This is a genomic window from Caballeronia jiangsuensis (assembly GCF_046030135.1).
Taxonomy (GTDB): Bacteria; Pseudomonadota; Gammaproteobacteria; order Burkholderiales; family Burkholderiaceae; genus Caballeronia; species Caballeronia jiangsuensis.
Genome location: NZ_JAQQDB010000024.1, coordinates 63,288 through 87,823, shown reverse-complemented (window position 1 = coordinate 87,823; position 24,536 = coordinate 63,288). Strand labels below are relative to the sequence as shown.

General features: G+C 65.0%; 24 protein-coding genes. 11 read left to right on the top strand and 13 right to left on the bottom strand.

The features are described from left to right. Positions 1-36 precede the first annotated feature (36 nt). From PQR08_RS24080 to PQR08_RS24065, 4 genes are all read right to left on the bottom strand, one after another. The gene (locus PQR08_RS24080) at positions 37-816 is read right to left on the bottom strand and encodes a DUF1295 domain-containing protein (protein ID WP_187603803.1); all 780 of its coding nucleotides are present in this window, start codon (positions 814-816) and stop codon (positions 37-39) included. 125 nt (positions 817-941) lie between these two features. Beyond that, on the bottom strand, positions 942-1,676 hold the full coding sequence (locus PQR08_RS24075) for an anti-sigma factor (RefSeq protein WP_238294490.1): 735 nt from the start codon (positions 1,674-1,676) through the stop codon (positions 942-944). Further along, positions 1,673-2,278, bottom strand: a complete 606-nt coding sequence (locus PQR08_RS24070) for a sigma-70 family RNA polymerase sigma factor (RefSeq protein WP_187603805.1) — start codon at positions 2,276-2,278, stop codon at positions 1,673-1,675. The genes PQR08_RS24075 and PQR08_RS24070 overlap by 4 nt, the downstream gene beginning before the upstream one ends. Positions 2,279-2,442: 164 nt before the next feature. Continuing rightward, positions 2,443-2,886: an SET domain-containing protein gene (locus PQR08_RS24065; RefSeq protein WP_187603806.1), complete on the bottom strand. Its 444-nt coding sequence runs from the start codon at positions 2,884-2,886 to the stop codon at positions 2,443-2,445. Positions 2,887-2,977: 91 nt separating this feature from the next. Between PQR08_RS24065 and PQR08_RS24060 the strand changes: the two genes are divergently transcribed. Then, a complete protein-coding gene (locus PQR08_RS24060) occupies positions 2,978-3,181 on the top strand; it encodes a hypothetical protein (protein ID WP_035507028.1) in 204 nt (67 codons plus the stop codon). Between the two features lie 13 nt (positions 3,182-3,194). Here the strand turns inward: PQR08_RS24060 and PQR08_RS24055 are convergent, their stop codons facing one another. Next, positions 3,195-3,473 carry a hypothetical protein gene (locus tag PQR08_RS24055; protein WP_187603807.1) on the bottom strand — a complete coding sequence of 93 codons (279 nt, stop codon included), beginning with the start codon at positions 3,471-3,473 and terminating at the stop codon, positions 3,195-3,197. Between the two features lie 98 nt (positions 3,474-3,571). Between PQR08_RS24055 and PQR08_RS24050 the strand changes: the two genes are divergently transcribed. After that, positions 3,572-4,960, top strand: a complete 1,389-nt coding sequence (locus PQR08_RS24050; protein WP_250485693.1) for an FAD-binding oxidoreductase — start codon at positions 3,572-3,574, stop codon at positions 4,958-4,960. On the opposite strand, the gene PQR08_RS24045 is transcribed toward PQR08_RS24050, so the two are convergent. Then, positions 4,957-6,012: a DMT family transporter gene (locus PQR08_RS24045; RefSeq protein ID WP_250485692.1), complete on the bottom strand. Its 1,056-nt coding sequence runs from the start codon at positions 6,010-6,012 to the stop codon at positions 4,957-4,959. The two genes, PQR08_RS24050 and PQR08_RS24045, sit on opposite strands and share 4 nt — an antisense overlap. A 149-nt stretch (positions 6,013-6,161) precedes the next feature. On the opposite strand from PQR08_RS24045, the gene PQR08_RS24040 reads away from it, so the two are divergent. After that, positions 6,162-6,452 (top strand): hypothetical protein, encoded by a 291-nt coding sequence (locus PQR08_RS24040; RefSeq protein WP_250485691.1) that lies wholly within the window; start codon positions 6,162-6,164, stop codon positions 6,450-6,452. A gap of 74 nt (positions 6,453-6,526) precedes the next feature. Further along, a complete protein-coding gene (locus tag PQR08_RS24035; protein WP_187603811.1) occupies positions 6,527-6,865 on the top strand; it encodes a cupin domain-containing protein in 339 nt (112 codons plus the stop codon). Here PQR08_RS24035 and PQR08_RS24030 read toward each other — a convergent pair. Continuing rightward, a complete protein-coding gene (locus tag PQR08_RS24030; protein ID WP_250485690.1) occupies positions 6,862-7,764 on the bottom strand; it encodes a LysR family transcriptional regulator in 903 nt (300 codons plus the stop codon). The genes PQR08_RS24035 and PQR08_RS24030 overlap by 4 nt on opposite strands. Before the next feature lie 122 nt (positions 7,765-7,886). Between PQR08_RS24030 and PQR08_RS24025 the strand changes: the two genes are divergently transcribed. From PQR08_RS24025 to PQR08_RS24005, 5 genes are all read left to right on the top strand, one after another. Further along, positions 7,887-8,828: a hydroxymethylglutaryl-CoA lyase gene (locus tag PQR08_RS24025; RefSeq protein WP_250485689.1), complete on the top strand. Its 942-nt coding sequence runs from the start codon at positions 7,887-7,889 to the stop codon at positions 8,826-8,828. 7 nt (positions 8,829-8,835) lie between these two features. Next, complete coding sequence (locus PQR08_RS24020) at positions 8,836-9,984, top strand: CaiB/BaiF CoA transferase family protein (protein WP_250485688.1); 1,149 nt, start codon at positions 8,836-8,838, stop codon at positions 9,982-9,984. 58 nt (positions 9,985-10,042) lie between these two features. Beyond that, positions 10,043-11,482, top strand: a complete 1,440-nt coding sequence (locus PQR08_RS24015) for an MFS transporter (protein ID WP_250485687.1) — start codon at positions 10,043-10,045, stop codon at positions 11,480-11,482. A 302-nt stretch (positions 11,483-11,784) separates the two neighbouring features. Then, a complete protein-coding gene (locus PQR08_RS24010; protein WP_250485686.1) occupies positions 11,785-12,129 on the top strand; it encodes a hypothetical protein in 345 nt (114 codons plus the stop codon). 113 nt (positions 12,130-12,242) lie between these two features. Beyond that, a complete protein-coding gene (locus PQR08_RS24005) occupies positions 12,243-12,503 on the top strand; it encodes a hypothetical protein (protein WP_187603816.1) in 261 nt (86 codons plus the stop codon). 25 nt (positions 12,504-12,528) lie between these two features. Here the strand turns inward: PQR08_RS24005 and PQR08_RS24000 are convergent, their stop codons facing one another. Next, positions 12,529-12,840: a hypothetical protein gene (locus PQR08_RS24000; RefSeq protein ID WP_075583895.1), complete on the bottom strand. Its 312-nt coding sequence runs from the start codon at positions 12,838-12,840 to the stop codon at positions 12,529-12,531. Positions 12,841-13,700: 860 nt separating this feature from the next. On the opposite strand from PQR08_RS24000, the gene PQR08_RS23995 reads away from it, so the two are divergent. Continuing rightward, complete coding sequence (locus tag PQR08_RS23995; RefSeq protein WP_238210843.1) at positions 13,701-14,858, top strand: porin; 1,158 nt, start codon at positions 13,701-13,703, stop codon at positions 14,856-14,858. A gap of 68 nt (positions 14,859-14,926) precedes the next feature. Here PQR08_RS23995 and PQR08_RS23990 read toward each other — a convergent pair whose 3' ends face one another. Beyond that, positions 14,927-17,287 (bottom strand): ATP-binding protein, encoded by a 2,361-nt coding sequence (locus tag PQR08_RS23990; RefSeq protein ID WP_250485685.1) that lies wholly within the window; start codon positions 17,285-17,287, stop codon positions 14,927-14,929. A gap of 266 nt (positions 17,288-17,553) precedes the next feature. On the opposite strand from PQR08_RS23990, the gene PQR08_RS23985 reads away from it, so the two are divergent. Further along, positions 17,554-19,311, top strand: coding sequence for a ShlB/FhaC/HecB family hemolysin secretion/activation protein (locus PQR08_RS23985; protein WP_250485684.1), 1,758 nt, complete (start codon positions 17,554-17,556; stop codon positions 19,309-19,311). A gap of 43 nt (positions 19,312-19,354) precedes the next feature. Here PQR08_RS23985 and PQR08_RS23980 read toward each other — a convergent pair whose 3' ends face one another. The 4 genes from PQR08_RS23980 to PQR08_RS23965 form a co-directional block, all read right to left on the bottom strand. Beyond that, positions 19,355-21,712: a beta strand repeat-containing protein gene (locus PQR08_RS23980; protein WP_250485683.1), complete on the bottom strand. Its 2,358-nt coding sequence runs from the start codon at positions 21,710-21,712 to the stop codon at positions 19,355-19,357. A 248-nt stretch (positions 21,713-21,960) separates the two neighbouring features. Next, positions 21,961-22,329, bottom strand: a complete 369-nt coding sequence (locus PQR08_RS23975; RefSeq protein ID WP_309243921.1) for a hypothetical protein — start codon at positions 22,327-22,329, stop codon at positions 21,961-21,963. Between the two features lie 142 nt (positions 22,330-22,471). Next, a complete protein-coding gene (locus PQR08_RS23970; protein WP_238210853.1) occupies positions 22,472-23,755 on the bottom strand; it encodes an ATP-binding protein in 1,284 nt (427 codons plus the stop codon). Further along, entirely contained in the window at positions 23,752-24,414 is a 663-nt protein-coding gene (locus tag PQR08_RS23965; protein ID WP_035504379.1) for a response regulator, read from the bottom strand. The genes PQR08_RS23970 and PQR08_RS23965 overlap by 4 nt, the downstream gene beginning before the upstream one ends. Between the last annotated feature and the right edge of the window lie 122 nt (positions 24,415-24,536).

Sequence of the window (24,536 nt, the reverse complement as noted above, 5' to 3'; positions counted from 1 at the left end):
TGGGCGGTGATGTTTATCGGCATATCGTTCCTCTGTTCACACGCGTTTGCGTGGCCACGGAATCAGCGCGCTCGTCGTGCGCATGTAGTCGCGATAGCCGTCGCGCGTTTCGGCCAGGCGCGCTTCCAGAATCGGAATGCCCGATACCTTCAGCAGCAGCCAGGCCATCAGCACGGGCGGCGCGAGCGTGGCCCAGCCCCACGGCAGTTCGATCGACAGCACGGCGTAGGCGAGCCAGTGCACGCACTCGAAGAAGTAGTTCGGATGACGCGAATAGCGCCACCAACCTTCGCGGCACACTTTCCCGCGATGCGCGGGATCGGCGACGAAGCGCTTCAGTTGACGGTCGGCGGCGGCTTCGCCCGCGACGGCGATGATCCACACCGCGACGAAACCCGCGACGCCCAGCGGACTCGCCGCATCGTCCGCATAGGCGGGCACGAAGAACGCGATGGCGAGCAGCATCGAAATGAATGCCTGCAACTGGAAGAAGCCGAACATGTTGAGCGCGGCCTGCGCGCCCCAGCGCTCGCGAAACGCGCGATAGCGCGGGTCTTCAGGCTTGCCGTGATTGCGCCGCCACAGATGCTGCGCGAGTCTTGCGCCCCAGACCGCGCCGCCTGCCGCGACGCACACGCGATTGACCATCGCGCCGGTTCCGCAAGCGGCGATGAATAGCGCGGCCGCGCCGAGCGATGCGGCCCAGACCGGATCGACCATGCCGGCGTTTTCCGTGCGCAACTGCCAGAGCCACACGACGGAAAACACCAGCACGAAACCGATGACGACGACAAGAATGGTGACGATGACGGGCATGACGGCTCCGCAAACACGCGTTCACAGAGCAATACGGATGCCGCACGCGAGCGGATGCAGCGTGATGGGGACGAACGAAAAGTGGACATGCGCCGACAGCCGTCGGCGCACGAAGAAAGCAAGCGTCAGGTCGAATGCATCTGGCCGGTCGCGAGGACCGTGCCGGTCGGCGCGCCGGTCGGCGATCCGCCCGGCGGCTCGTCCGATACCGCGAGCACGGCCTGCGCGTTCATCTGCGCGACGATCTCCGGCGGCAGTGTCATCGTCGCGGGCTGATCGGCAGGGAAGACGCCGAGCGCGATCGGCTTCGCGTTCGGCGGGATGAGCCAGAGTTCCGTCGTGCGATTCGCGGGCACCGCCGCACGCGACGCGGGCACGAGGACCATGCGCGCGCGCCGCAAGTCGACGGTCGCGGTCCAGTGCACGAGGCCGTCCTTGCGCGCGATCGTCGCGACGAGATATTCGTTCGGCACGGCCGCGGTCGTCGGCGGCGCTTGCGGCGGCTGGCGCAGCAAGTTGAAGGTCACGCCGAGCAGCACCAGCGCGGCGACGCTCGCGCCGATCGTGAGCCAGCGCCAGACGTTCAGGCTGTCCCACCAGCGCTTATGCTCCGGCGCGCTTTGCGGCGCCATGAACCCCAGATCGCGACGGATGCGCGTCCATACGCGCTCCGGCGGCGTGATCGCGCGGATGTCTTCCGCGAGCGGCGCGAACCGTTGGTGCCAGTCGTCGAGCGCGCGCTGCAATGCCGGATCGCGGGACACATCCGCTTCGAGCGCGGCGCGTTCCTGCGCATCGAGCACGCCGAGCGCGTATTCGGCGCAGCGCTCATCGTCGTCGTCGCGGGCGGGCGTGTTCATTGTTCGAGGCAGGTCTTGAGTTGCATCAGGCTGCGGCGAATCCAGCTTTTCATCGTGCCGAGCGGCACGGCGAGCCGTTGCGCCAGTTCGCTATACGTCGCGCCGGTGAAGAAGGCCTCGCGGATCGCGCTCTTCTGCTGCGGTTCGAGCCTGTCGAGACAATGTTCGAGCCGCAGCCGCTCCTGGCTGGATTCGGCGGCGACGGCGGGCGTCGGAGATTCGTCGGCGATCTCGGCCGTGTCGTTCTCGCCGAGCAGTTCCTCGCGATGCTGCCGCATGCGGTCGATCGTACGATTGCGCCCGAGCGTGACGAGCCATGTGACGGCGCTGCCGCGCGCCGGATCGAAGGTATCCGCGCGGCGCCATGCGGTGGCGAAAACTTCCTGGAGAATGTCTTCCGCTTCGCCGCGGTCGTGGATCATGCGCACGATCACGCCGAACACGCGCGGCGATGTCGCGCGATACAACTCGGCGAACGCGCGCTCGTCGCCCTTCGCCACGTTCGCGAGCATCTCGTTGGCGCGCTCGCGACGCAGCCGGCCGGCGTCGTCGGAGGAATCCGGGGCGAAGTTCTCGGTGCCGCCTGAGGTGTTGTCCGTCATGGGCAGAATGAGCCGGGCTGCGCTTCGGGCTGGGTATGTCGCGCAATATAGCATTGCGCCTCGCGATTCACTTCCCGTATTCATGACTATGCCGATGGTCTCGCGATCCATGTCGCCTCGTTCGACGATACGGACCGCGAGCCCGCGGAGATGCAGCGCGAGCGCTACTTGCGCGACGACAGCATCGTTCCGCGGCAGCTCGACGCGAGACATCGGCAGGCATAGAGCCGCTTCAACGCGGCCGTGCGGCGGCCATCGACGGTCAGGCAATAGTCGATGAACAACTCCTGCCCCTTCACGATCGGCCGGATCGCGCGGATGAACACGCGCTCGCCGTCCTGCTCCGCTTCGCAGTTCGGCGCGCAACTGTGATTCAGCCAGCGCGCGGAATTGCCGCCGCGCGCGCCGTCGATGACGCTGCCGTCGTCGAGGCCGAAGAGGAAGGTGTGGCCGTCTTCCGCAGTCGATTTCGCGTGCATGCGCTGCGCTTCCTTCCACGACAGACGCTGGCCTTTGTATTCGAGCAGCAGCGCGCCGATGGGCAGATCGGCGAGAGCGAAAACGCCCCGGCCATGAACGGGCGAAGTCCGGACAGTGATTCGACGCATGGTGTGGCGGTTCACAATAATGAGGTTGAATATTTGAGTGCGGGCGTGAGCATCGTTATGATGTGGCCGTCATAAATCGCTGTCACGTCCAATGCCCGCAGTTTCTCCCCGCAACAGCAGGAAGCGCAAGCCGTTACGCGGCTCGCTTGCGCGATATCACAACAGGATCGTTGAAGTGCTCGGGGAGGCGCGCGGCCAGCGCGTGATGATACGGTCCATCCATGACGATGGCGTCGAGCGGCGCACGGCAGTCAAGTGGATCAACCTGCTGCCGCTGGACACCGAGTTGTTCTAGTTCCAGCCGACACCTAACTCCGAGCCAGTCCGCGCGCCTGTTCGAGCAACGCGGCCGCGGCGAGAAATTCCTTCCGGCCGGCCATCGTGAGCGCGGCGATCGCGGTGTCCCTGAAGAGTTCGTCGTCGGATGTGAGCGGCGCACGCGATTCGCCGGCGCGTGCCTGACGCAACCGGAAAAACGCCAGCATCTCGAACGCCTGAGCGCGTTGATCTCCGCTCACGCCCGCCGCGACCAGTTCTGCCGCGCCCGTCAGTTGAGCCAGCGCGCTTTCGTAGTCTGCACGTTCCATCGTCGCGTTTCTCCCGGATGATTGCCGGTAATTCTCGCGCGTTTTGGTTCAAACTGTCGCATCTGACATCGACGCGAAACAACGAACGGAGACGACGCATGGTGGCAAGCGAAGCAGTAATGGCATTGCGTGAAGCGCTCGGCGCGCAGGTCGTGGCGTTGCCCGACGAATTCGGAGACAGGCGCGTCGCGGACTGGAGCGGCTTGCCCGGCGCGACGCCGCTCGCGATCATCCGGCCGCGCTCCACCGATGAAGTCGCGCAGGCGCTCGCAATCTGCGCGAAGTACAAGCAGCCGGTCGTTACGCAAGGTGGTCTCACGGGGCTCGTCGGCGGCGCGAATCTGCTCGGCGGCGAAGTGGCGCTGAGTCTCGATCGCATGAACCGCATCATCGAGATCGACGACATCTCCGCGACGATGACCGTCGAGGCCGGCACGCCGCTGCAAGTGGTTCAGGAAGCGGCGAGCGCGGCGGGCTTCTACTTTCCGCTCGATCTCGGCGCGCGCGGCAGTTGCTCCATCGGCGGCAATCTCGCGACGAACGCGGGCGGCAACCGCGTCATCAAGTACGGCATGATGCGCGATCAGGTGCTCGGCGTCGAAGCCGTGCTGGCGAGCGGCGAGATCGTCGGCGGCTTGAACAAGATGATCAAGAACAACAGCGGCTACGACTTGCGGCACCTGTTGATCGGCAGCGAAGGCACGCTCGCGGTGATCACGCGCGTCGTATTGCGTCTGCGCCCGAAGCCCACGGCGACCGCCACCGCATGGTGCGGGCTGCCGGATTTCGCCGCCGTCACCACGCTGCTCACGCGCGCGCAGGCGAGTCTCGCGCCGGGCGTGTCCGCGTTCGAGGTGATGTGGGCCGGCTATCACGATACGGTTATCGCCAATCTCAGGAATCTGCGCGCGCCGCTCGCCGATGCGCATCCGTTCTACGTGCTGCTGGAAAGCGTCGGCACCGATCCCGTCCGGCACGGCGAAGCCTTCGAGGAATTTCTCGGCGCCATGCTCGAAGCGGGCACCGTCACCGATGCGGCGATCGCGTCGAACGAAGCGCACGCGCGCGATTTCTGGGCGATCCGCGACGCGCCCGGCGAATACGATCGCTTCATCCCGAACTACGCGGCGTACGACGTGAGTTTCTCGATCGCGCAGGTCGGCGACGCGGCCGCGCAATGCGAAGCGCGTCTGCGCGCGCGCTGGCCCGATGCGATCGTGATGACATACGGCCACCTGGGCGACGGCAATATCCATATCGTCGTCGACCTCCCCGGCAGGGGAAAGCAGGACCACGACGACATCGATGCCGTCATCTACGACGTCACGCGCGAGTTCGAAGGCTCGATATCGGCGGAGCACGGCATCGGCATAAAGAAGCGCGATTATCTTCACCTCGCGCGCCGCGCAACCGATATCGCGTCGATGCGCGCGATCAAGGCATCGCTCGATCCGCACGGGCTGCTCAATCCGGGCAAGGTGTTCTAGCCGTGCTTGTGCGCGTGCCGGTGATGAATGTCGGGGAAATGCGCGTGTGAATGCGTGATCGGCAGATGCACGTGCGGATGCGTGTGCGGCTCGTCGCCGGAATACGGAAAGTCGTGCACATGCCGATGATGCTCGTCATGCACATGCCGATGCGTATGTTCGAGCGGTTCGTGCGTGTGCACGTGTTCGTGGCGCTCGCGCACGTGCAGCCATACGCCGAGCGTCATCAGCGCGGCGGCGATCCAGAAGGACGCGCCCGGCGTCTGCGGCCACATCGCGAGCGAGAGCGCGACGCCGAAGACCGGCGCGACCGAAAAGTACGCGCCCGTGCGCGCCGTTCCGAGACCGCGCAGCGCGATCACGAACAACACGAGACTTACGCCGTAGCCGCCGAAGCCGGTCGTCATCGCGCCGGCGACGATGTGCAGCGCGGGCAGATGCGCGCCCATCGCGAGCGCGATGCCGAGATTCACCGCGCCCGCGACGAGGCCCTTCGCGCAGGCGATCAGCATCGCGTCGGCGGTCGAGATTCTGCGCGTCAGGTTGTTGTCGATGGCCCAGCACAGGCACGCCAGCGCGATCAGCAGCGCGCCTGTCGTAGCGTGCGCCGCGCCCGGCTGCCACGCGAGCACGACGCCGCCCGCGACGATCGCGGCCATGCCGAGAAACACGGAAAAATCCACGTTCTCCCGAAACACGATCCACGCGATCGCCGCCGTCAGCACGCCTTCCAGATTGAGCAGAAGCGAACTCGTTGCGGCCGGCGTACTCGTGAGCCCGAGCATCAATAGCGCCGGCCCGGCGACGCCGCCGAACGCGATCGCGCCGAAGAGCCACGCGATTTCCCGCGCGCGCAGGCCTTCGTTTGTCGCGCGCATGAACGCGCGGCCGAGCAGGATCGCGCCGAGGCCGACTCCGCTGCCGAGATAGAACAGGCCGGCGACCATGAATGGCGGCATCGGGCCGAGCAGCGCCTTGGCGATCGGCGTGGTCGCGCCGAAGAGCGCGGCGGCTGATAGGGCGGTGAGGATCGCGGGGAATCGGCTGTGCATGGAGAGGATTGTCTGTGAGCGCCGATTTTTCAGTGTAGACGACACCGAACCCTCGGATGATTTGTGCCTTTTCGCGCGCTCATTTTTCGCTCATTTTCGTCGCGCAGAATGCCTCCATCGACAAACAACTGCAGTCCAGGAGACGGGAAATGAGAGCGATCAAATACGCGATGGTGGCCGCCCAACTGACTTTCGGCCTTGTGACGGTGGCGCAGGCGCATCCGTTCTTCGGCGTGGGGATCGTGGGCGGGCCGGTGTTCCCGGTCGCATCGAGCGCGCAGAGCGCGCCGCCGCTGCCGGTCTATCAGCGCGCGACGGATTCGGGCCCCGCGCCGCTGCCGCTCGACGCGCGGCCGGTGCGTTACGCGGAGCCGGCCATCGGCAATATTGCGGCGATCATGGGGCGGGGAGATGGTGCGGGGCTTCAGGGCGGTGCTTGAATGGGCAATCCCGCTCACATCCACGCTAAAAAGATTCGTTTGTAACGCCGGACCCGCCGCGTTAGCCTGAACGAATGACTGAAACCATCGACTACGCAGCCATCGCCGATGCCGCCCGCGACGGCTACATGAACCGCGTCATCTCGAGCGTCAACGATCACGATGTCCACATCAGCGTGATGGACGCGCCTTATCGATGGCACTTTCATCCGAATTCGGACGAGACTTTCGTCGCTGTCGAAGGGACGCTCGTCATCGAATTCGAGGAGGGCGCCGTCGAACTGCGCGCCGGGCAATTGCTCACCGTGCCCGCGGGCAAGCCGCATTGCACGCGGCCGGGCGGCGCGCGATCCGTCAATCTGACATTCGAAAAGAAGGACGCGCAAACCGTGTTCTGCGACGCCCCGCGTTAGCGCGCCGCACGCGTTTCCAGATGTTCGACGAGGCGTCGCGCCGCCGGCTGCAACGCTTCGAAATCCCTGAAGCACACGACGAAGCGCCGCTTCGCGAACGCATCGGAAAGCGGAACGGCCTCGACGCCGAGCGCCCGCCGATACGTTCCCGCGACTTCCATCGGCACGACGCTGATGCCCAGTCCCGCCGCGACGACGCGAAACGCCGCGTCGAAGCTCGACACGATCACGCGATACGACATCGTCTTGCCCGCCTGCGCGGCCGCGCGTTGCAGCATCGCATGAACGGCCGTCGCGGGCGGCAGACCGACATGCTCGAAGTCCAGCGATTCCTCGAAGCTCACCGAAGGTCGCCCCGCGAACGGATGATCGGCGGGCACCGCGAGCGCAAGCCGGTCATGCCGATACGCCCGATGCTGCAAGCCGCGCAGATCGACGCTGTCCCAGCACACGCCGACCGACGCGACGCCTTCTCGCAGTTGCCGCACGAGATCGTGCGACAGGCGCTCTTCCACATCGACCTTGATGTTCTGATTCGCGGGCTCGCGCATGAACGACGCGATATCGTCGAGCAACGCTTCCGCAATCGCCGATGCCGACGCGCAAATGCTCACGCGCCCCATCAGACCACCGCCGAACGCGGCGACATCGTTCGCGATGCGCTCCATCGTGAAGAGCACGCTGCGCGCATGCTCCAGCAGCGCGATGCCCGCGGGCGTCGGCTCGACGCCGCGCCGCGAGCGCGATAGCAGCGGCACGCCGAGCGACGTTTCCAGTTGCGCGATGCGCTTGCTGATCGCCGAAGGCTCGATATGCGATTCCTGCGCCGCGCGCGCGATGTTCTGGTGCTCGCAGACCGTCACGAACAGGCGCAGCGTTTTCAGGTCGATGTCGCGCATGGGCGGGCCACTCCTCTGACGTTCCGAACGGGAAGCATGAGCCTTCCAAATTAACGCTTTAATGGCGTTTGCGGAATCTCTAAAGTCGAGACCATACACACAAAAGACTCGGAGACAAAGCCATGCCCGCGTTCCCACAGCGCGCCGTGATCCGTGAGGTCGGCCTGCGCGACGGCCTGCAAAGCATTCGAACGATCGTGCCGACCGAACGCAAGTTCGAATGGATCCGCGATGCCTATGCCGCCGGTCAGCGCGAAATCGAAGTCGGTTCGTTCGTGCCCGCGCGCCTCCTGCCGCAACTCGCCGATACCGCCGAACTCGTCGCGTACGCCAGAACGTTGCCGGGGCTTTTCGTCTCCGTGCTCGTGCCGAATCTCAAGGGCGCCGAGCGCGCCATCGAAACGCAAGCCGATCTGATGCTCGTGCCGCTCTCCGCGAGCCGCGCGCACAGCCTCGCGAACCTGCGCAAGACGCCGGAGGAAGTCGTCGCGGAAGTGGCGCGCATGCGGGCGGCGCGCGATGCGTCGGGTTCGAGGACGATGATCGAAGGCGGCATCGGCACGGCGTTCGGCTGCACGATTCAGGGCCGCGTCGATCCCGCCGATGTGCTGCGCTGCATGCAGGCGCTGCTCGATGCGGGCGCGGACCGCGTCTCCATCGCCGATACGGTCGGTTATGCCGGGCCGTCGGCGGTGCGCGATCTCTTCGAGAAGGCGCGTGTCATCGCGGGCGAGCGCTTCTGGTGCGGCCATTTCCACGACACGCGCGGCCTCGCGCTCGCCAACGTCTACGCTGCGCTCGAAACCGGCGTCGCGCGCTTCGATGCGACGCTCGCGGGCATCGGCGGCTGTCCACATGCGCCGGGCGCGAGCGGCAATGCATCGAGCGAAGACCTCGCGTTCATGCTCGCCGATATGGGCATCGATACCGGCATCGACATTCCCGCGTTGCTGAATCTGCGCGCGAAGCTCGCGCGCTGGCTCGACGGCGAAACCTTGCACGGCGCGCTCGCGCTCGCGGGCTTGCCGGTCACGTACGAATCAACCGCTGCAATCGAAGCCTGAGGACGATATGAGTCATTCAACCCTGCCGCTCGAAGGCGTGCGCGTGATCGAATTCACGCATATGGTGATGGGCCCGACCTGCGGCATGATCCTCGCGGATCTCGGCGCGGAAGTCATCAAGATCGAACCGCCCGGCGGCGACAAGACGCGCAATCTGCCGGGCTTGGGCATCGGCTTCTTTCGCTCGTTCAATCGCAACAAGAAAAGCGTCGTCATCGACATCAACACGGAAGAGGGGCGCGAAGCCGCAATCGAGCTGATCGGCCAATGCGACGTGCTGCTCGAAAACTTCCGCCCCGGAATGATGGCGAAGTTCGGGCTCGACTACGACACGCTCTCGAAGGCGCATCCGAAGCTCATCTACGTGTCGCACAAGGGCTTTCTGCCGGGTCCGTATGAAAAGCGTCTCGCGCTCGATGAAGTCGTGCAGATGATGGGCGGCCTCGCATACATGACCGGTCCGGCGGGCCGTCCGCTGCGCGCGGGGACGTCGGTGAACGACATCATGGGCGGCATGTTCGGCGCGATCGGCGTGCTCGCCGCGCTGCGCGAACGCGATCTCACGGGACGCGGCCAGGAAGTGCAGAGCGCGCTCTTCGAGAACTGCGTGTTTCTTTCCGCGCAACACATGCAGCAATACGCGATGACCCACGAAGCGCCGCCGCCGATGCCATCGCGCGTATCCGCGTGGAGCGTGTACGACGTGTTCACGCTGGCCGAGGGTGAGCAGCTTTTCATCGGCGCGGTGAGCGACAAGCAGTTCGTGACGCTCTGCGACGTGCTCGAACGTCCCGATCTCGCGCAGGAACCGGGATTCGCGACCAATGCGATGCGCGTCGCGGTGCGGCCGCATCTGCTCGCGCGGCTCGGCGAGATTCTCGCGAATCATCGCGCGGACGAACTCGCGCCGAAGCTCGAAGCGGCAGGCATTCCGTACGCGCCGATCATGCGCCCCGAACAGTTGCTCGACGATCCGCATCTGAAAGCGAGCGGCGGACTCGTGCCGATGCAGACCGACGACGGCGGCACCACCGACGTCGTATTGCTGCCGCTCACGATGGGCGGACGCCGCCCCGGCGTGCGTCAACCGCTCGCGCGGGTCGGCGAGCATACGGACGAAGTGCTGGGGCAGCTCAGGAAGAACGTCACGGCGTGAAGCATCGCGACGAGCGCACATAAAAACCGGCGCCGTCGCCCACTCAGGAGACAAAGCAATGCAACCAACTTTCAGCGCGATCGCCGAGCCGCTCGCATCGCCCGATGTTCGCGTCGCCTCGACGCCCGGTGCGCAGATCTCCGCGCGCATGGATCGGCTGCCGATCACGCGGCATCTGTGGATGCTCGTGTTACTCATCTCGCTCGGCGGCTTCTTCGAAATCTACGATCTGATCTTTACAGGCTATATCGCGCCGGGCATGGCGAAGAGCGGCCTCTTGCAAACCACCACGCACGCGTTCTTCGGCTTCACGGGCATCGCGGGTTTCATCGCGGCGACGTTCGCGGGGCTTTTCATCGGCACGTTCTTCTTCGGCTGGCTGCCGGACCGCTACGGGCGACGCAGCGTGTTCACGTTCTCGCTGCTGTGGTATTCGGTCGGCTCCGCGATCATGGCGTTCCAGATCACGCCCGAAGGCGTGATCTTCTGGCGCTTCGTGACGGGCATCGGTGTGGGCATCGAGATCATCACCATCGACAGTTACGTGACCGAACTCGTGCCGCAGCACATGCGCGGCCGCGCGATGGCCTTCAATCAGATGGTGATGTTCGCCGCCGCGCCCGTCGCCGCGCTGCTGTCCTACTGGCTCGTGCCGGAAACCGTGTTCGGCCTCGATGGATGGCGCATCGTCGTGCTCGCGGGATCGGTCGGCGCGGTGGTCGTGTGGTTCATCCGGCGCGCAGTGCCGGAAAGTCCGCGCTGGCTCGCGATGAATGGCCGCGACGAGGAAGGCGAACGCGTCGTGAGCGAGATCGAGCGCGTGGTCGAGCGCGAATCGGGCGCCGCGTTGCCGCCGCCCGCGCCGGTCGTCGAGCAGCCGGCGCATCGGCGCGCGTCGCTTCGCGAGTTGTTCGATGCGCCGTATCGCTCGCGTCTCATCATGCTCGTCGTCTTCAATTTCTGTCAGGCGATCGGGTATTACGGCTTCGCGAACTGGGTGCCGACGCTGCTCATCGGCCAGGGCGTCACCGTGACGAAGAGTCTGCTGTATTCGTTCGTCATCGCGTTCGCGCTGCCTGTCGGACCGCTACTCGCGATGCTTTACGCCGACCGCATTCAGCGGAAGTATCTGATCGTCGGCGGCGCGCTCGTCGTGATCGCGAGCGGTCTCGCGTTCGGGCAGATGAAATCGCCCGCCGCGCTCATCGCGCTCGGTGTGCTGATTTCGCTCGCGGGGCAAACCATCTCGGTCTGCTATCACGCGTATCAGACGGAACTCTTTCCGACGGCCGTGCGCTGCCGAGCGAGCGGCATCGTGTACTCGGCGAGCCGCGCGGGCGCGATGATGTCGGGCTTCATCATCGCGTCACTGCTGAAGGACTTTGGCGTGCCGGGCGTGTTCGTCGGCATCACGGTGTGCATGTTGCTGGTCGCGCTGGCGATCGGGCTGTTCGGACCGAAAACCAACGGATTGCGTCTGGAGGAACTGAATCACTGAGCGGGTAGCGCCTCGGCCATCGGGCCTTCACGAACCCATGCGCGAGCGTATGTCGAAGGGCAGTGCAATCGGACATACGCTTGCGCGTGCGGCATCCTATGCTTGTGCGGGAACAACTCCTGCAATGCATCGCTCCAAGCGAGCGACGCAGGCGAACCAGGCCGCGATCAATCTTCACATCCACTTCGACGACACCGCTCTTAATCGCATGAGACGCCGTATTTTCACCTCCGGCGATGAGCGCAGGCTTGAGCAATATGGACACGCAACTGAGTGAACAATGTAAGTCTCGCCTGTACCGCTTGAAATTCGAGGCGCCGCTTGAGAGCGTCGCGTTCGTTCTGGCGGACAGCCGCGAGGCGGCATGGCGTATCGGCAAAACGGTGATGGCGGTGCTGCACGGCGTCGGCATTCAGACGGTCGCGCTGCACGATATCCTCTCGCTCCGCGAACTCGTGCGCATGGGCGTGAGCGACGACGAGGACATGCGCATCTTCGAGCTCGTCGTTGCAGGCGGCAAGGTCGAGCAGTGGGCGCACACGCCGTACTTCCTTACCGACGACGCCACGCTGCTCGGCAAATGGGCCGAACTGCGCGCCGATCTCGCCGCCGACGTCGCCCGCACGGCGATGCGCCGCGCCAGATAAACGCCACACGTCAGGTCCGTGCACAGGAACGTCTCGTGCTGAGTGCACGATCAGACGCCGTGCATCGTTGCGGTGCGCGGCTTTGCGTCGTCTCAGCGTGACGGGGTGCTCCGATGATCCGGTCGTACAACCACAAAGGCTTCGTGCTAGAAGTCGCGATCGAAACCAGCCACAGGCTCGTGCCTTCTCCCGGCGCGGCGCACTATCTGGCGATCGTAACCATCAGTCGTTCCGGAAGACCGGTCACCGCGTTTTCGCCGCTGTGCATCGAGAGCACGCGTTATTCGAGTTTCACGTCGGCTGAAGATGCGCTGATGAGCGCGCATACGGCGGCACGCACATTCGTCGATGAATGGGTGCGAGCGGCCTCGTGATGCCGTCGTGCGATGAGGAGCGAAGTCAGGCGGCGACGCGCCGGCTCTGCTGACCGTCCTGAGCGTCGGCGGCCGTGTCGAGTGCTTGATCGAGCAACGCGAGCTTGCGTTGAAGCGAAGCCACACGATGACTCTGCGACGGGACGAGATCGTAATCCTCATCCAGTTGCGAAATGCGCATGTTCCAGTATCTGGCGGGCAGACGGTCCGAGGACGTGCTGCCTTCGACGAAACTCGCCAGGATCCTTTCCAGGTGTTTTAGTTCGCCCTCCGCGAGTTGCGCTGGGCGTCGCTGTCGAAAGGCTGGGACGGTGGTTGCATCGGCGTTTCTTTTCATGTTGCTGATTCCGGCTGGATTTGCAGAGACCTCTATTTAAGCAATCAATGTTCCGGAGAGGCGATTCAAGGCAATTCAATTTGTTTCGAAATGAAACTCCGGATGTCCGATGACCGCCGCATGCCACGGCAAACGTTTGGCGACCAGTTACATTTCTTAAGAAGTTTCCCTCTAATTGCCGAACGGGGAGGCGACGCCTGTAATTTCGTCGCCTCGAATCGGCGGAAAGCCGCGCAAAATTTTCAAGACATCGAGATATTCTCAAAAACATATCGACGATATCGATGCGAATGAAAGTCGTTTCGACAGACAAATGAAAGAAAATCCGCGCAATCCACCGAATGGTTCGGGTACCTGATTATTTGCGACGAAACGGGATTATGAGCGAGGCTAAAACGCTCGCATTGAAGTGTGATATACGCGCGCTTGAGTAACGGAAGTCGAATCCGAAAAAGGCGAATTAAAACGGAGCGATTTCCTCTCGCGAAACCGCCCCGTGTCCTCAGAATATCTGCTTCGGAGACCTGTAGACACGAACGAGTCTAGCAAATATCGCTGCTCGTTATAAACGACATTCGGCGAAATGGAGTTATCCAGAATCCGCACCAATAACGTCGTCGATGTGCAACAGAAGAATCGTCGTGGGAGGCCGGCTGGCGGGGCTAAGCGCTTGACCTTAAACGAATATGAAGGATTTTGCGCCCCCGGTTGCAGAATCGGCAAATGATTATTGCGCACGATACGCGGCCACTTCAGTTGTCAGTCGAATACAGTGTGTCCCAGTTTCACGAGGGCAAACGGCCATCGATATGGTTCGTCAACCCCGGAAGCTTTCGCTTTAAACAGGACACTAGAGAACCATGAAAAAAACCCTTCTCATCGCGGGCATTCTCGGCACGTTCGCAGTAGCAGCCCACGCGCAGAGTAGCGTTACTTTGTACGGCACGCTTGACGCAGGCCTCGTCTATACGAACAACTCCGGCGGCCATAGCAACTGGCAACAAGGCAGCGGCGCAGTTTCCGATACTTACTTCGGCCTGAAAGGCAGCGAAGATCTGGGCGGCGGGTTGCACGCGCTCTTCAAGTTGGAGAGCGGCTTCAACCTCAATAACGGCCGCTTCAACGAAAGCAACACGATGTTCAATCGCCAGGCATACGTCGGCCTGCAACACGATCAATTCGGCACGGTCACGCTCGGCCGTCAATATGATTCGATGGTCGATTATCTGTCGCCGTTCGCGGAATCCGGCGCGGGCTACGGCAACAACCTGGCCGCGCACCCGTTCGATAACGACAACCTCGATCACTCGTTCTCGATCAAGAACTCGGTCAAGTATCAGAGCGCGAGCTACGCGGGCTTCAAGTTCGGCGGTCTGTACGGCTTCTCGAACGACGCCGGCCAGTTCGCGAACAACCGTGCGTGGAGCGCGGGCGCTTCGTATGGCAACGGCCCGCTGAACTTCGCGGCCGCCTATTTGCAGACGAACAACTCGCGCGGCAACGCGAATGCGGGCGGCGCGGTTTCGGCAGGTCAGGGCAATAACGCCAATCTGACGGCCGAATTGCAGCGCACGTTCGGCGCGGGCGTGAACTACACGTACGGCCCGGCGACGGTCGCCTTCGTGTGGACCAACACCCACTACGACAACCTGCTCGCCGCGTCGCAAGGCGGCACGACGGTCGCGCTGCCGGGCAACACGAATCTGCATCTGAACAACTTCGAGCTGAACGGCCGCTACGCGCTGACGCCGGCGCTGAGCCTGAACGCCTCGTACACGTTCACGGACGGCAAGGTAACGGGCGCGAACGGTTCGGGCGATCCGAAGTGGCATACCGCATCGCTGCAAGCCGATTACGCGCTCTCGAAGCGCACCGATGTGTACGTCGAAGGTGTGTATCAGCACGCGTCGGGCGATCTGGGCAATGCAGGCGCGAACGTCGCGATGATCAACACGCTGTCGCCGTCGTCGACGCAGAATCAGGTCGCGGCGACCGTGGGTCTGCGTCACCGCTTCTAAGCGCGATAGAGCAGCATCAAAGCGCAACGGCCGCGATCGACGAGATCGCGGCCGTTTTACTTTGCGCGTTACTTCTTCTCCTGCTCCGAACGCCTGACGAGCTGGCCGATGTCATGCCCCGCGCCGCCCGTGCCCGCCGCGAGCCGCGCCAGCGCGGACGCGGCCGTGTCGCGCCGCACGCCGCTCTCGGGGCGAAACTGCTTCGGCAGCGCCAGATGGAAAGTTGCGCCCTGACCGGGCGTGCCTTCGGCCCACGCCTTGCCGCCATGCCGCTCGATGATGCGCCGCACGTTCGCCAGGCCGATGCCGGTGCCGTCGAACTTTTCGTTCACGTGCAGGCGCTGGAACACGCCGAAGAGCTTGTCGACGTAGCGCATGTCGAAGCCCACGCCGTTGTCGCGCACGAAATAGACGACGTGGCCGGCCAGTTCGCCCGCGCCATCGTGTGCGCCTATCTCGATCGTCGGCTGGTCGCGCTGCGCGCTGAACTTCACCGCGTTGGACATGATGTTCGCGAACGCTACGTGCAGAAACACGAGATCCGCTTCGATGGACGGCAGCGCATCCACCTTCCAGTGCACGCGCGCCGACGCGTGTTCTTCGATATCGTTCTGGATCACCGTATGGACGAGCGCGTGGACATCGACCTTGTGCGGACGCAGCGCCGCGCGGCCGAGTTGCGCGAACGAAAGCAGATCGTCGACGAGACGGCCGCCGAAACGCGCCGACGTCACGATGCGCTCCAGGTAGCCGCGCCCGCGCTCCGACAGCTTCTCGCCGTCGATCTGCCCGAGCAGGTCCGCGAAGCTCACGATATGCCTGAGCGGCGCGCGCAGATCGTGCGACACCGTGTACGAAAATCCTTCGAGCTCGTGATTCGCGCGACCCAGTTCGGTCGCGAGTTGCGCGATTTCCTCCGCGCGCCGCAGTACGATGCCGAGCACCGCCGCGCGGAATTCCAGCGCGATCTCGCGCTCGGCCGGACGCCACGGCAAGGAGCGATGACGCACAACATCGGTCCACGTATCGAAGCTCACGCGCGGCGACAGCGAGTCGGCGAGGCCCGTGAGCTTCGCGCGCGGGTCGCCGGCCCATTCGATTGTCTGCACGACTTCGCGGCGGAACCAGATCACGTAGTTGCGGTAAATCTTCGAGATCGATACCGCGAGAAAGCCGGCCACGTCGGACGAATCCGCGAGCGCGGGGCATTCCTGCGAGGCGCGATCCGACATCACGACATCCTCGCTCTGATCGTCGAGCCAGTCGACGAGCGCCGTCACGCCGTGCTCGCCCGGCGTCACGCCGATGAGCGACGTGCGTCCTTCGAAGATCACCGCCGCGCCCGACGAGCGCGTGAAGCCGAGCAGATCGGAGGCGTCGTTGACGAGCGCGTCGACGAAGCTGTCGGTATTGGCCATCGACGAAAGCAGCTTCGACAGCATGCGGCGCAGTTCGAGCCGGTAATGCGCCTCGCCCTGCGACTCGCGCGCCTCGATCTGCAACGAGACGATCTGCGCGACATGCTCGCAGGCGGTGCGCACTTCGAACGGCGGCAGGCGCGGCGTCGCGTGATGGCAGGAAATCAGGCCCCATAGCTTGTCGTCGACGAGAATCGACATCGACATGGAGGCGAGCGTGCCCATGTTGCGCATGTATTGCAGATGCACGGGCGACACGCTGCGCAAGGACGCGTAGGTGAGATCGGTCGGGCGGCCCGTCGCCGGATGCAGCGCGGGCACGAGCGGCGCGGCTTCGTAGTCGGCGTTCGAGATGAGGCGAATGCGATTCCTGCGATACAGCTCGCGCGCCTGCGCCGGAATGTCCGACGCCGGAAAGTGCTGGTTCAGATACGACGGATAGCCCGGCTCGACGGCTTCGGCGAGCACGTTGCCGTTGCCTTCTTCATCGAACCGATAGACGAGCGTGCGCCCGAATCCGGTGATGCGCGCGATTTCATCAGCGGCGAACTGGCAGAGCTGCTCGATGGTGCGCATCGATTGCACTTCGGTGACGAAGGAGCGCACGAGCGGGTAGATGGTCGAGAACACATCGGCGGTGTCCTGCGCCGGCTCGACTTCGACGAACAGCAGCCCGTCATGCCGATGCACGACGATCGCGACCGGCCCGCGCAGCGTCCAGCCGTCGAGCACCACGTTGCCGGCGTGGATCGTCGCGCCATCGCGCGTGAGTTGCCTGAGGCCCGCGCTCGCGCGTTCGGCTGCGGGCTCGCCCAGCACAGCCGACAGCGCGAGCCCGAGGCACGCGTCGGGCGCGATGTGCGCGAACTGCGCGACGTTGGCGCTCACCTGAAGGATGTGGCAGTGCGCATCGACGCTGAAGAGCACGCCGTGAGGCTGGATGCCGCCGGGAATGTGGATCGGCTCGCGCGCGCATTGCGCGTCGATATCTGCGGTGGAGGTTTTGTCCATCCCTGTCCTGGTCATGCGGCTTCGGCTGTCTGTCAGGCCGATCGTTTTCGAATCATAGAGGGGTTGAGCGTTCGACACATGCGCCGCGCGTGACGCGGTGATTTCTACATGTCGAATGATTCGCCCGGCGTCATTTCTACGCGAACCGCGATGGATACGCTTACTGCACGAAACGTTCCGCGACATCGCTGATACCATGCGAAGCCGACCCACGCGACGAACGCCGGAGGATACATGCTTCATGATCGCCGCGCGCGACTAATCGATTGACACGCGCACGCGTCGCCGCGACGGTCGTGTCGGCAGCGATCGTCTGCATCGTTCCTGCACGCAATGCCGCCGCGCAGTCGTATCGCGATGTCGCGCCGATCGCGCCGCCCGCCGAGGAACGGCCGCGCGCGTCGCCCTCGCGGCCCGAACCTCGCGATGACTCGCAGGACGTCGCTATCGGCGATCTGCGCGGCATTGCGTTCGTGCGTGCGGACGCCGCGGAGCCGACGACGCAATCGGCCGCCAACAACGCGATCACCGCGACTGGCGCGCCATTGCTCACGCGCGAATTTCTCGACGGCTTCTCGGCCGATCTCCACAAGCCTCTGACTTTTGCGCGTCTCGCCGGGATACGGCGCGCGGTCGTGCAGCGATATCGCGCCGCGGGCCAGCCGCTCGTCGATGTGTACGTGCCCGAGCAGGACGTGAGCGATGGCGTCGTGAAGATCGTCATCGCCGAGTTTCGCGCGGGGCGCGTGATACCCCAAGGCAATCGCTATTTCTCCGATGCGCTCCTCACGCGCGAGATGCCGCTCGCGAGCGGCGAGCCGATCCGCGAAAGCGATATCGCTTCGGGCCTCGCGCTGCTCAACGCGAATCCGTATCGACGCGTGGACGTGATCTATGCGCCGGGCGCCGCGCACGATACGACCGATGTCGTGCTGCAAACCGAGGATCGCTTTCCGTTTCGCATCTACGGCGGCTATAACAACGACGGCGTGCGCGATCTCGGCCGCGATCGCATTCTCGCGGGATTCGATTACGGCAATCTGTTCGGCATCGATGCGCGCATCGGCTATCAGATGACCGCGAGTAACGATCTTCTGAGCGGCAATCCGGATATCGAAGGGCGGCCCGATCGTCCGCGCTACATCGCGCACGCGTTCAATGTGGTGGCGCCCTTGCCGTGGCTCGATCGCGTCGAGTTGTTCGGCGTGTTCGCGGAAAGTACGCCGCGTTTGCCGGACAGTTACGGGCAAACCGGTCTCAGCTCCCAAATCAGCTTTCGATACGACTGGCGCTTGCCGCCGCTCGATCACGCGGGCGCGTGGCAGCAGCAAGTGCAGCTCGGCTATGACTTCAAGCGCTCGAACAACGACCTCGAATTCGGCGGCTTTCAGGTGTTCAATGCGAACACGCATATACATCAGTTCGTCGTCGCCTACGATCTTTCGAAGAGCGACGCTTCCGGCGATACGCATCTGAATGCATCGCTCTTCGTGAGTCCGGGTTATTTCGACAGCAACAGCAACGACGAAGCCTACGATGCCGCGCGCCTCGGCGCGAAGCCGCGCTATCAGTACATGCAGTTGTCGGCGCAGCGCGACATGCCGCTCGGCACGTCGGGCTTTTCGGTGTCGGCGCGCGGGCTTTTCCAGTGGACGGGCAGCACGCTGTTGCCGAGCGAGGAGCTCGGTCTGGGCGGCGATGCCACCGTGCGCGGCTATGAGCCGTATGCTGCGCAGGGCGATCGCGGATGGAACCTGCAGACGGAACTGCGCGCGCCGGCGATATCGGCGGGCATCGCGGCGATGCAGCCGTTCGTGTTCTTCGATGCGGGCCACGTGTGGAATCGCATCGCCGAATTCGGCGAAGTCAACGATGCGTCGCTGGCGAGCGTCGGAGCGGGAATTCGCGTGCAGGTCGGGCGCTTCGTGAGCTTTCGCGGCACGTATGGATTTCCGCTGAAGGCCGTGGTGCCGAATGGATCGAAGGCGCCGGTCGGGGAAATCTTTCTGGTGATTGGGAGTTAGCGCGCTGGACGGCGCGGCGCCGCGCCGTCCAGTTGCGCGCGCTTCAGGGCTGCGCCTGCTGCCACTGCAAGACGGGATGCGTCGCCCCCGCGGGCATCGCCCAGACGCCGCCCGACGGAATGTTCCAGTCGAGATAATTCGACGCGTTGCTCATCTGCGCGGTGCTGAGACCGTTCGAATCGGGCGGAACGGTTCCCGAGTTCGATCCGGCCGCGCTGGTGCGAATCGTCGTGTCCTTGTTCCAGTAGACGTTGTTGTGAATCGCGCCCTGGTTGTACGCCGCGATGCCGCCTTCCGGATCGCCCGGAGGCCCGCCGCCGCCGACTTGCCCCACCGCGAACGATTCGTTGATCACGCCGTTGGTGCCGTTCACGAACACGAGTCCGCCGCCGCCGAAGCCGCCCACGCTGCCCGTCGCGTACGACTGGGTGATCAGTCCGTTGTTGAAGGCGACGAGCCCGCCCGTTTCGCCGTGCGTCCCGGCCTGAGTCGCGCCGGTCGCGAACGATTGCGCGATGGTCCCGTTGTTCACGCCCACGAGCCCGCCCGCGGGAATCTGATAACCGACATCCGCCGTGCTCGACGATCGTTCGATGGTCCCGTTGTTCATGCCGACGAGCCCGCCCGCGCCGGCGCCGCCGAAGCCGTTCTGCCCGACGCCGCCCGTCGTGTTGACATAGGTGACGAGGCCGTTGTTCTGGCCCGCGAGCAAGCCGAACGCGCCGGATGAATAGTCGCCCGTGCTGGCGTTGGTGAGATTCAGATTGCGCACGACGCCGCTCGCGCCGATCACGCCGAACATGCCGTAGCGGTCGTCGTTGACGTTCGCCACCGTCGCGAGCTTGTCGATCGTGTGGCCGAAGCCGTCGAACTGGCCGGTGAACGGCGTCTGCGTTGCGCCGATCGCCGTGAAGAAGTTCGGATAGGCGGTCGCGCTCGCATCGATGTCCTTGCCGAGCGCATAGATGCCCGCGAGGTCTTTCGACACGCCGGACAGATCGGCGAGCGTGTTCACGAGCTTGTACGCCGTGATTTGCGTGACGACGCCGCTATACGGCGCGGCCGTCCATCCGCTGTTGGTCAGCAGCGTGCCCGGTGCGTAGCTGCCGTTCATGTCGTAGAGCGCACTGACGATCCCGCCGCTCTTCGACCAGTCGATCGTGCCGCGGTTCGTCACGCTGCCGCCGTTGTCGATGCCGCCCGCATCCGCGCGCAGCGTGAGATTGCCGTTGCCCGTGTTGCCGATGGCCGCGCCCGGACCGACCGACACGCCGTGCGCCGCGCCGAGCGTGAGCGACGCATTGCCGTTCCACTGGACGTTGCCGCCCACGGTCAGATCGCCGCCGCTGGCTTCGACATCGACCGATGTGCCGTTGCTCAAGCTGCGCGCGAGCGAGTCCGCGTTCGCCTGATCGACCGTGAATGTCGGCGCGCCGAGCTTCCATGTGCGCGCCTGCACGTTCGCGCCCGCGACGTCGAGCGTGTTCGCGCGCGTCTCGACCGTGCCGCCGCCGCCGTCGGCGTTCGTCGCGGCGATCGCGCCGTTCGCGTGCACGGCGCCCTGGTCCGCGACCAGCCAGACATGGCCGTCGCGCGTCGCGGTGCCGGTCGCGCGGATCGCGGTGTTGTTGCCCGCGAGCGCGTACACGTTGCCGTCGGCGGCCTGAAGGCTGGCCTGCGCCGCCTGGATCATGCCGCCGTTCATCGCCGTGCCGCCGCTGCCCGCCTGCACGAAGACCTGCTGTCCGCCCGACGCGTCCTGCAACAGCACCTGATTGCCGGCCGCGATTTCGGCGGTGCCCTGCGGCGCGCTGATGCTGCCGCCGTTCACCGCCGCCGTGCGCGACACGAGGAACACGTCGCCGCCGCTCGATCCGATCTTGCCGAGATTGATGACCATGCCGTCGCCGCCGCCCGAGAGCGTGAGCGGGCCGCCCTGCATGAACGCGTCGTTGCCGATATCCAGTGCGGACGCGACGAAGCGCCCGCCCGTCGCGACGACCCCGCCCGGCCCGACGAGCACGCCCTGCGGATTGACGAGATAGACGCTGCCCGTCGCGTTGAGCTGCCCGAGAATCACCGATGCATCGCCGCCCGTCACGCGATTGAGCGTCGCGCCGGTGCCGTTGTTGAACGTGACCTGCCGTCCGCCGCCAATCGAGAAGCTGTTCCAGGTGATGACGCCGCGCGTCGATGTCTGGTTGATCGTGAGCGACTGGTCGGTGCCGCCGATCGCGCCGCTGCCCGCGACGAACTGGCCGCCCGCCGGCAAGGGCGGCGCGGCATCGGCGGGAATTGCGCACGTCAGGCCCGCGACGAGCGGCACGAGCATCGCGAGCGGCCGCAACCGCACGCGACGAATCGGGAATTGAGGAAGGAGCGGACGAATGCTGCGCTGCATGGCGACCTCCGGTCAGTGTCGATTGTTCACATCGTTCTTGGCCGCTGACGGTGTAGCCGCTTTTCAGCCCGGCGATTCAGTCACGGCCGGGGGCGCGAACATCGACGTGCGAGCAGGCGCGCCGATGTTAGCGCCGCGCCATGAGCGTCAATGTGGGGTTCCGCACATTCGTGCCGGTCGAAAAAATGTGCGTGCCCGAATGCGAGAAGCTTCGGGGCACATGCCTGATGCGGCATGAAAATTGATTGCTAGTGCGAAGGTCTGCGCCGGCTCGTCAACTCGATCCAGCACTCGTGATAGATGCGCTGCACGAGCGCGCTTTCGTAGTCGAGATCCTCGCCTTCGAGAATGCGCTCGATGTCGCCGCGCGAGGCGTCGGCGTCGAGCGTCGTCGAGAAGCGTGCGGCGAGCGCCTGCGCCGCCGCCGAGAGCCGCGCGGTCTCGATCCATTCCGCCGCGCGATGATGCCGGTCGAGCCAGCGGTGCGCGGTGCGCACCTGAAACGACGTATCGGGCCAGTCGCCTTCGATGTAATACGCGCCGAGCAGTCCGCACGTGAGCCAGCACATCAGATGCACCCGGTCATCGGGTCCGAGGGGAAAGCGCACTTGGCTCATGATGGCGGCATCGAAATGACCCATCGGAATCACGCATCGACGATAGCATGCCCCACGCGCGCCCGGCATGCGGCTCGCGTATGTCCTTACGCGGCCTGCATGCGGCTTGCGATCGAACGGCCGAACCGCCGAACGCAAGCGTTCAGACCGTGACGGTCACGACGAGCCCGCGCGGCGCGGCATCGGCGAGCTCGACCTTCGCGCCCATGCGCGCCGCGATCGTGCCGACGATCGAAAGCCCGAGGCCCGAGCCGTCCACGTCGCTGCCGAGCACGCGATAGAACGGATCGAAGACGCGCGCGCGTTCCTCGGGCGCGATGCCGGGGCCGCTATCCTCGATGCGAATCCACGGACGCTTGTTCGCGACGCCCGTCGCGAGATCCACGCGGCCGCCCGGCGGCGTGTAGCGAATCGCGTTATCGACGAGATTCTTCACCAGGATCGTGAGATCGGCTTGCGGCGCGTGGATGAATACATCGTCGTCGCTCGACACGCCGATATCGATGTCCTTTGCCTCCGCGAGCGGCATCAGATCCTCCAGCACGTTGCGGAAGACTTCCTGCACGCGCAGTTGCGCCGTGTCGGCGTCGGTGCGTTGCTGCAGGCGCGCGAGCGTCAGCAGTTGATGCAGCAGCGAACGCGTGCGCGCGAGCCCGCGCCTGAGCGCATCGAGCTTCGCGCGCGCGGAGTCCGGCAAGTCGGATGCGCTCAGCCGCTCGGCCTGCAACGACAGCGCGGTCAGCGGCGAGCGCAGTTCGTGCGCGGCATCGGCGACGAAGCGGCGTTGCAGCGCCACCGACGCCTCCACGCGCGCGAGCAGCCGGTTGATCGCGACGACGAAGGGCGCGATTTCGCTCGGCAGCGCATCGCCGGAGAGCGCGGAGAGATCGTGCTCGGGGCGCGTGTCGAGACCGGCGGACAGCGCCGCGAGCGGCCGGAACATGCGTCGCACGATCAGGTGCAGCGCCGCGAGCAGCACGAGCGCGAGCGCGGCGAAGGGCATCACGGTGGCGAGCGCGCCGTTGCGGGCGATTTCATCCCGGCCCGCCGTCTTCTGGCCGATCACGACGCGGGTGCCGTCATCGAGCGTGTTGATGGCGAGACGCCACGGCGTGCCATCGACGATCGTGTTTTGCAGACCGTCGGGCAAGCCGGGCGCGAGCGAAAGCGGCGTACGCTCGGCGATCGTCTGAATGATGAGCTTCGATTCCGGGTCCGCGCCGCCGACGTCGGCGAGCGCCTCGCGTTCCATCACGGCGAGCGTGCGCGGCGTCACGAGCGCGGCGATCTGCTTCAACTGGCCGTCCTGCAACTCGTTGGCCTCGTGAAACGCCGTCTTGAAGGCGATGACGCCGCCCGCCGCCGCGATCACGACGATCAGCGCCGACAGCCAGGCCGACAGCCTGAACTGAAGCGAACGCGTCATGGCTGCTTCGAAACCATCCAGCCCACGCCGCGCACGTTCTTGATCGCGGCGGCGCCGAGCTTCTTGCGCAGCGAATGGATCAGAAACTCGACCGCGTTGCTTTCCACTTCCTCGTTCCAGCCGTAGATGCGGTCTTCGAGCTCCGCGCGCGAGAGGATCGCGCCGGGGCGGATCATCAGCGATTGCAGCAGCGCGAATTCGCGGCTGGACAGGCGCGTCGCGATCTCGCCGGACGTGGCTTCGCGCGTCGCCGGATCGAGCGTGAGCACGCCGTTCGTCATGAGCGGCGCGGCCTGTCCGCCACGGCGGCGGATCACCGCGCGCATGCGCGCTTTCAGCTCGGAGATGTCGAAGGGCTTGATGAGGTAGTCGTCGGCGCCTTCGTCGAGACCGCGAATGCGCTCTTCGACGGAATCCCGCGCAGTGATGATGATGAGCGGCACGTGATGTGCCCCGCGGCGCACGGCGCGCAGCACGTCGATGCCGTCGGCGCCGGGCAGGCCGAGGTCGAGCAGGATCGCATCGTAGACGTGCGTGGTGAGGCTCGTCAGCGCGAGCTTGCCGTCGCGCACCCAGTCGACGGCGTAGCTGCTTTCGCGCAGTTCGTCCCGCACGGATTCACCGATCATGCGGTCGTCTTCGACGAGCAATACCCTCATGGCGTGCCTCCGGGCGGTCATGGCTTTCGACGACGCGTGACGGTGACGGATGGCGCTGGCTTCATCTGGCGGGTCTTCGCGTTCAGGGAAGCCGCAAGCGTAGTGGAGGGAAGCTTAGGAAA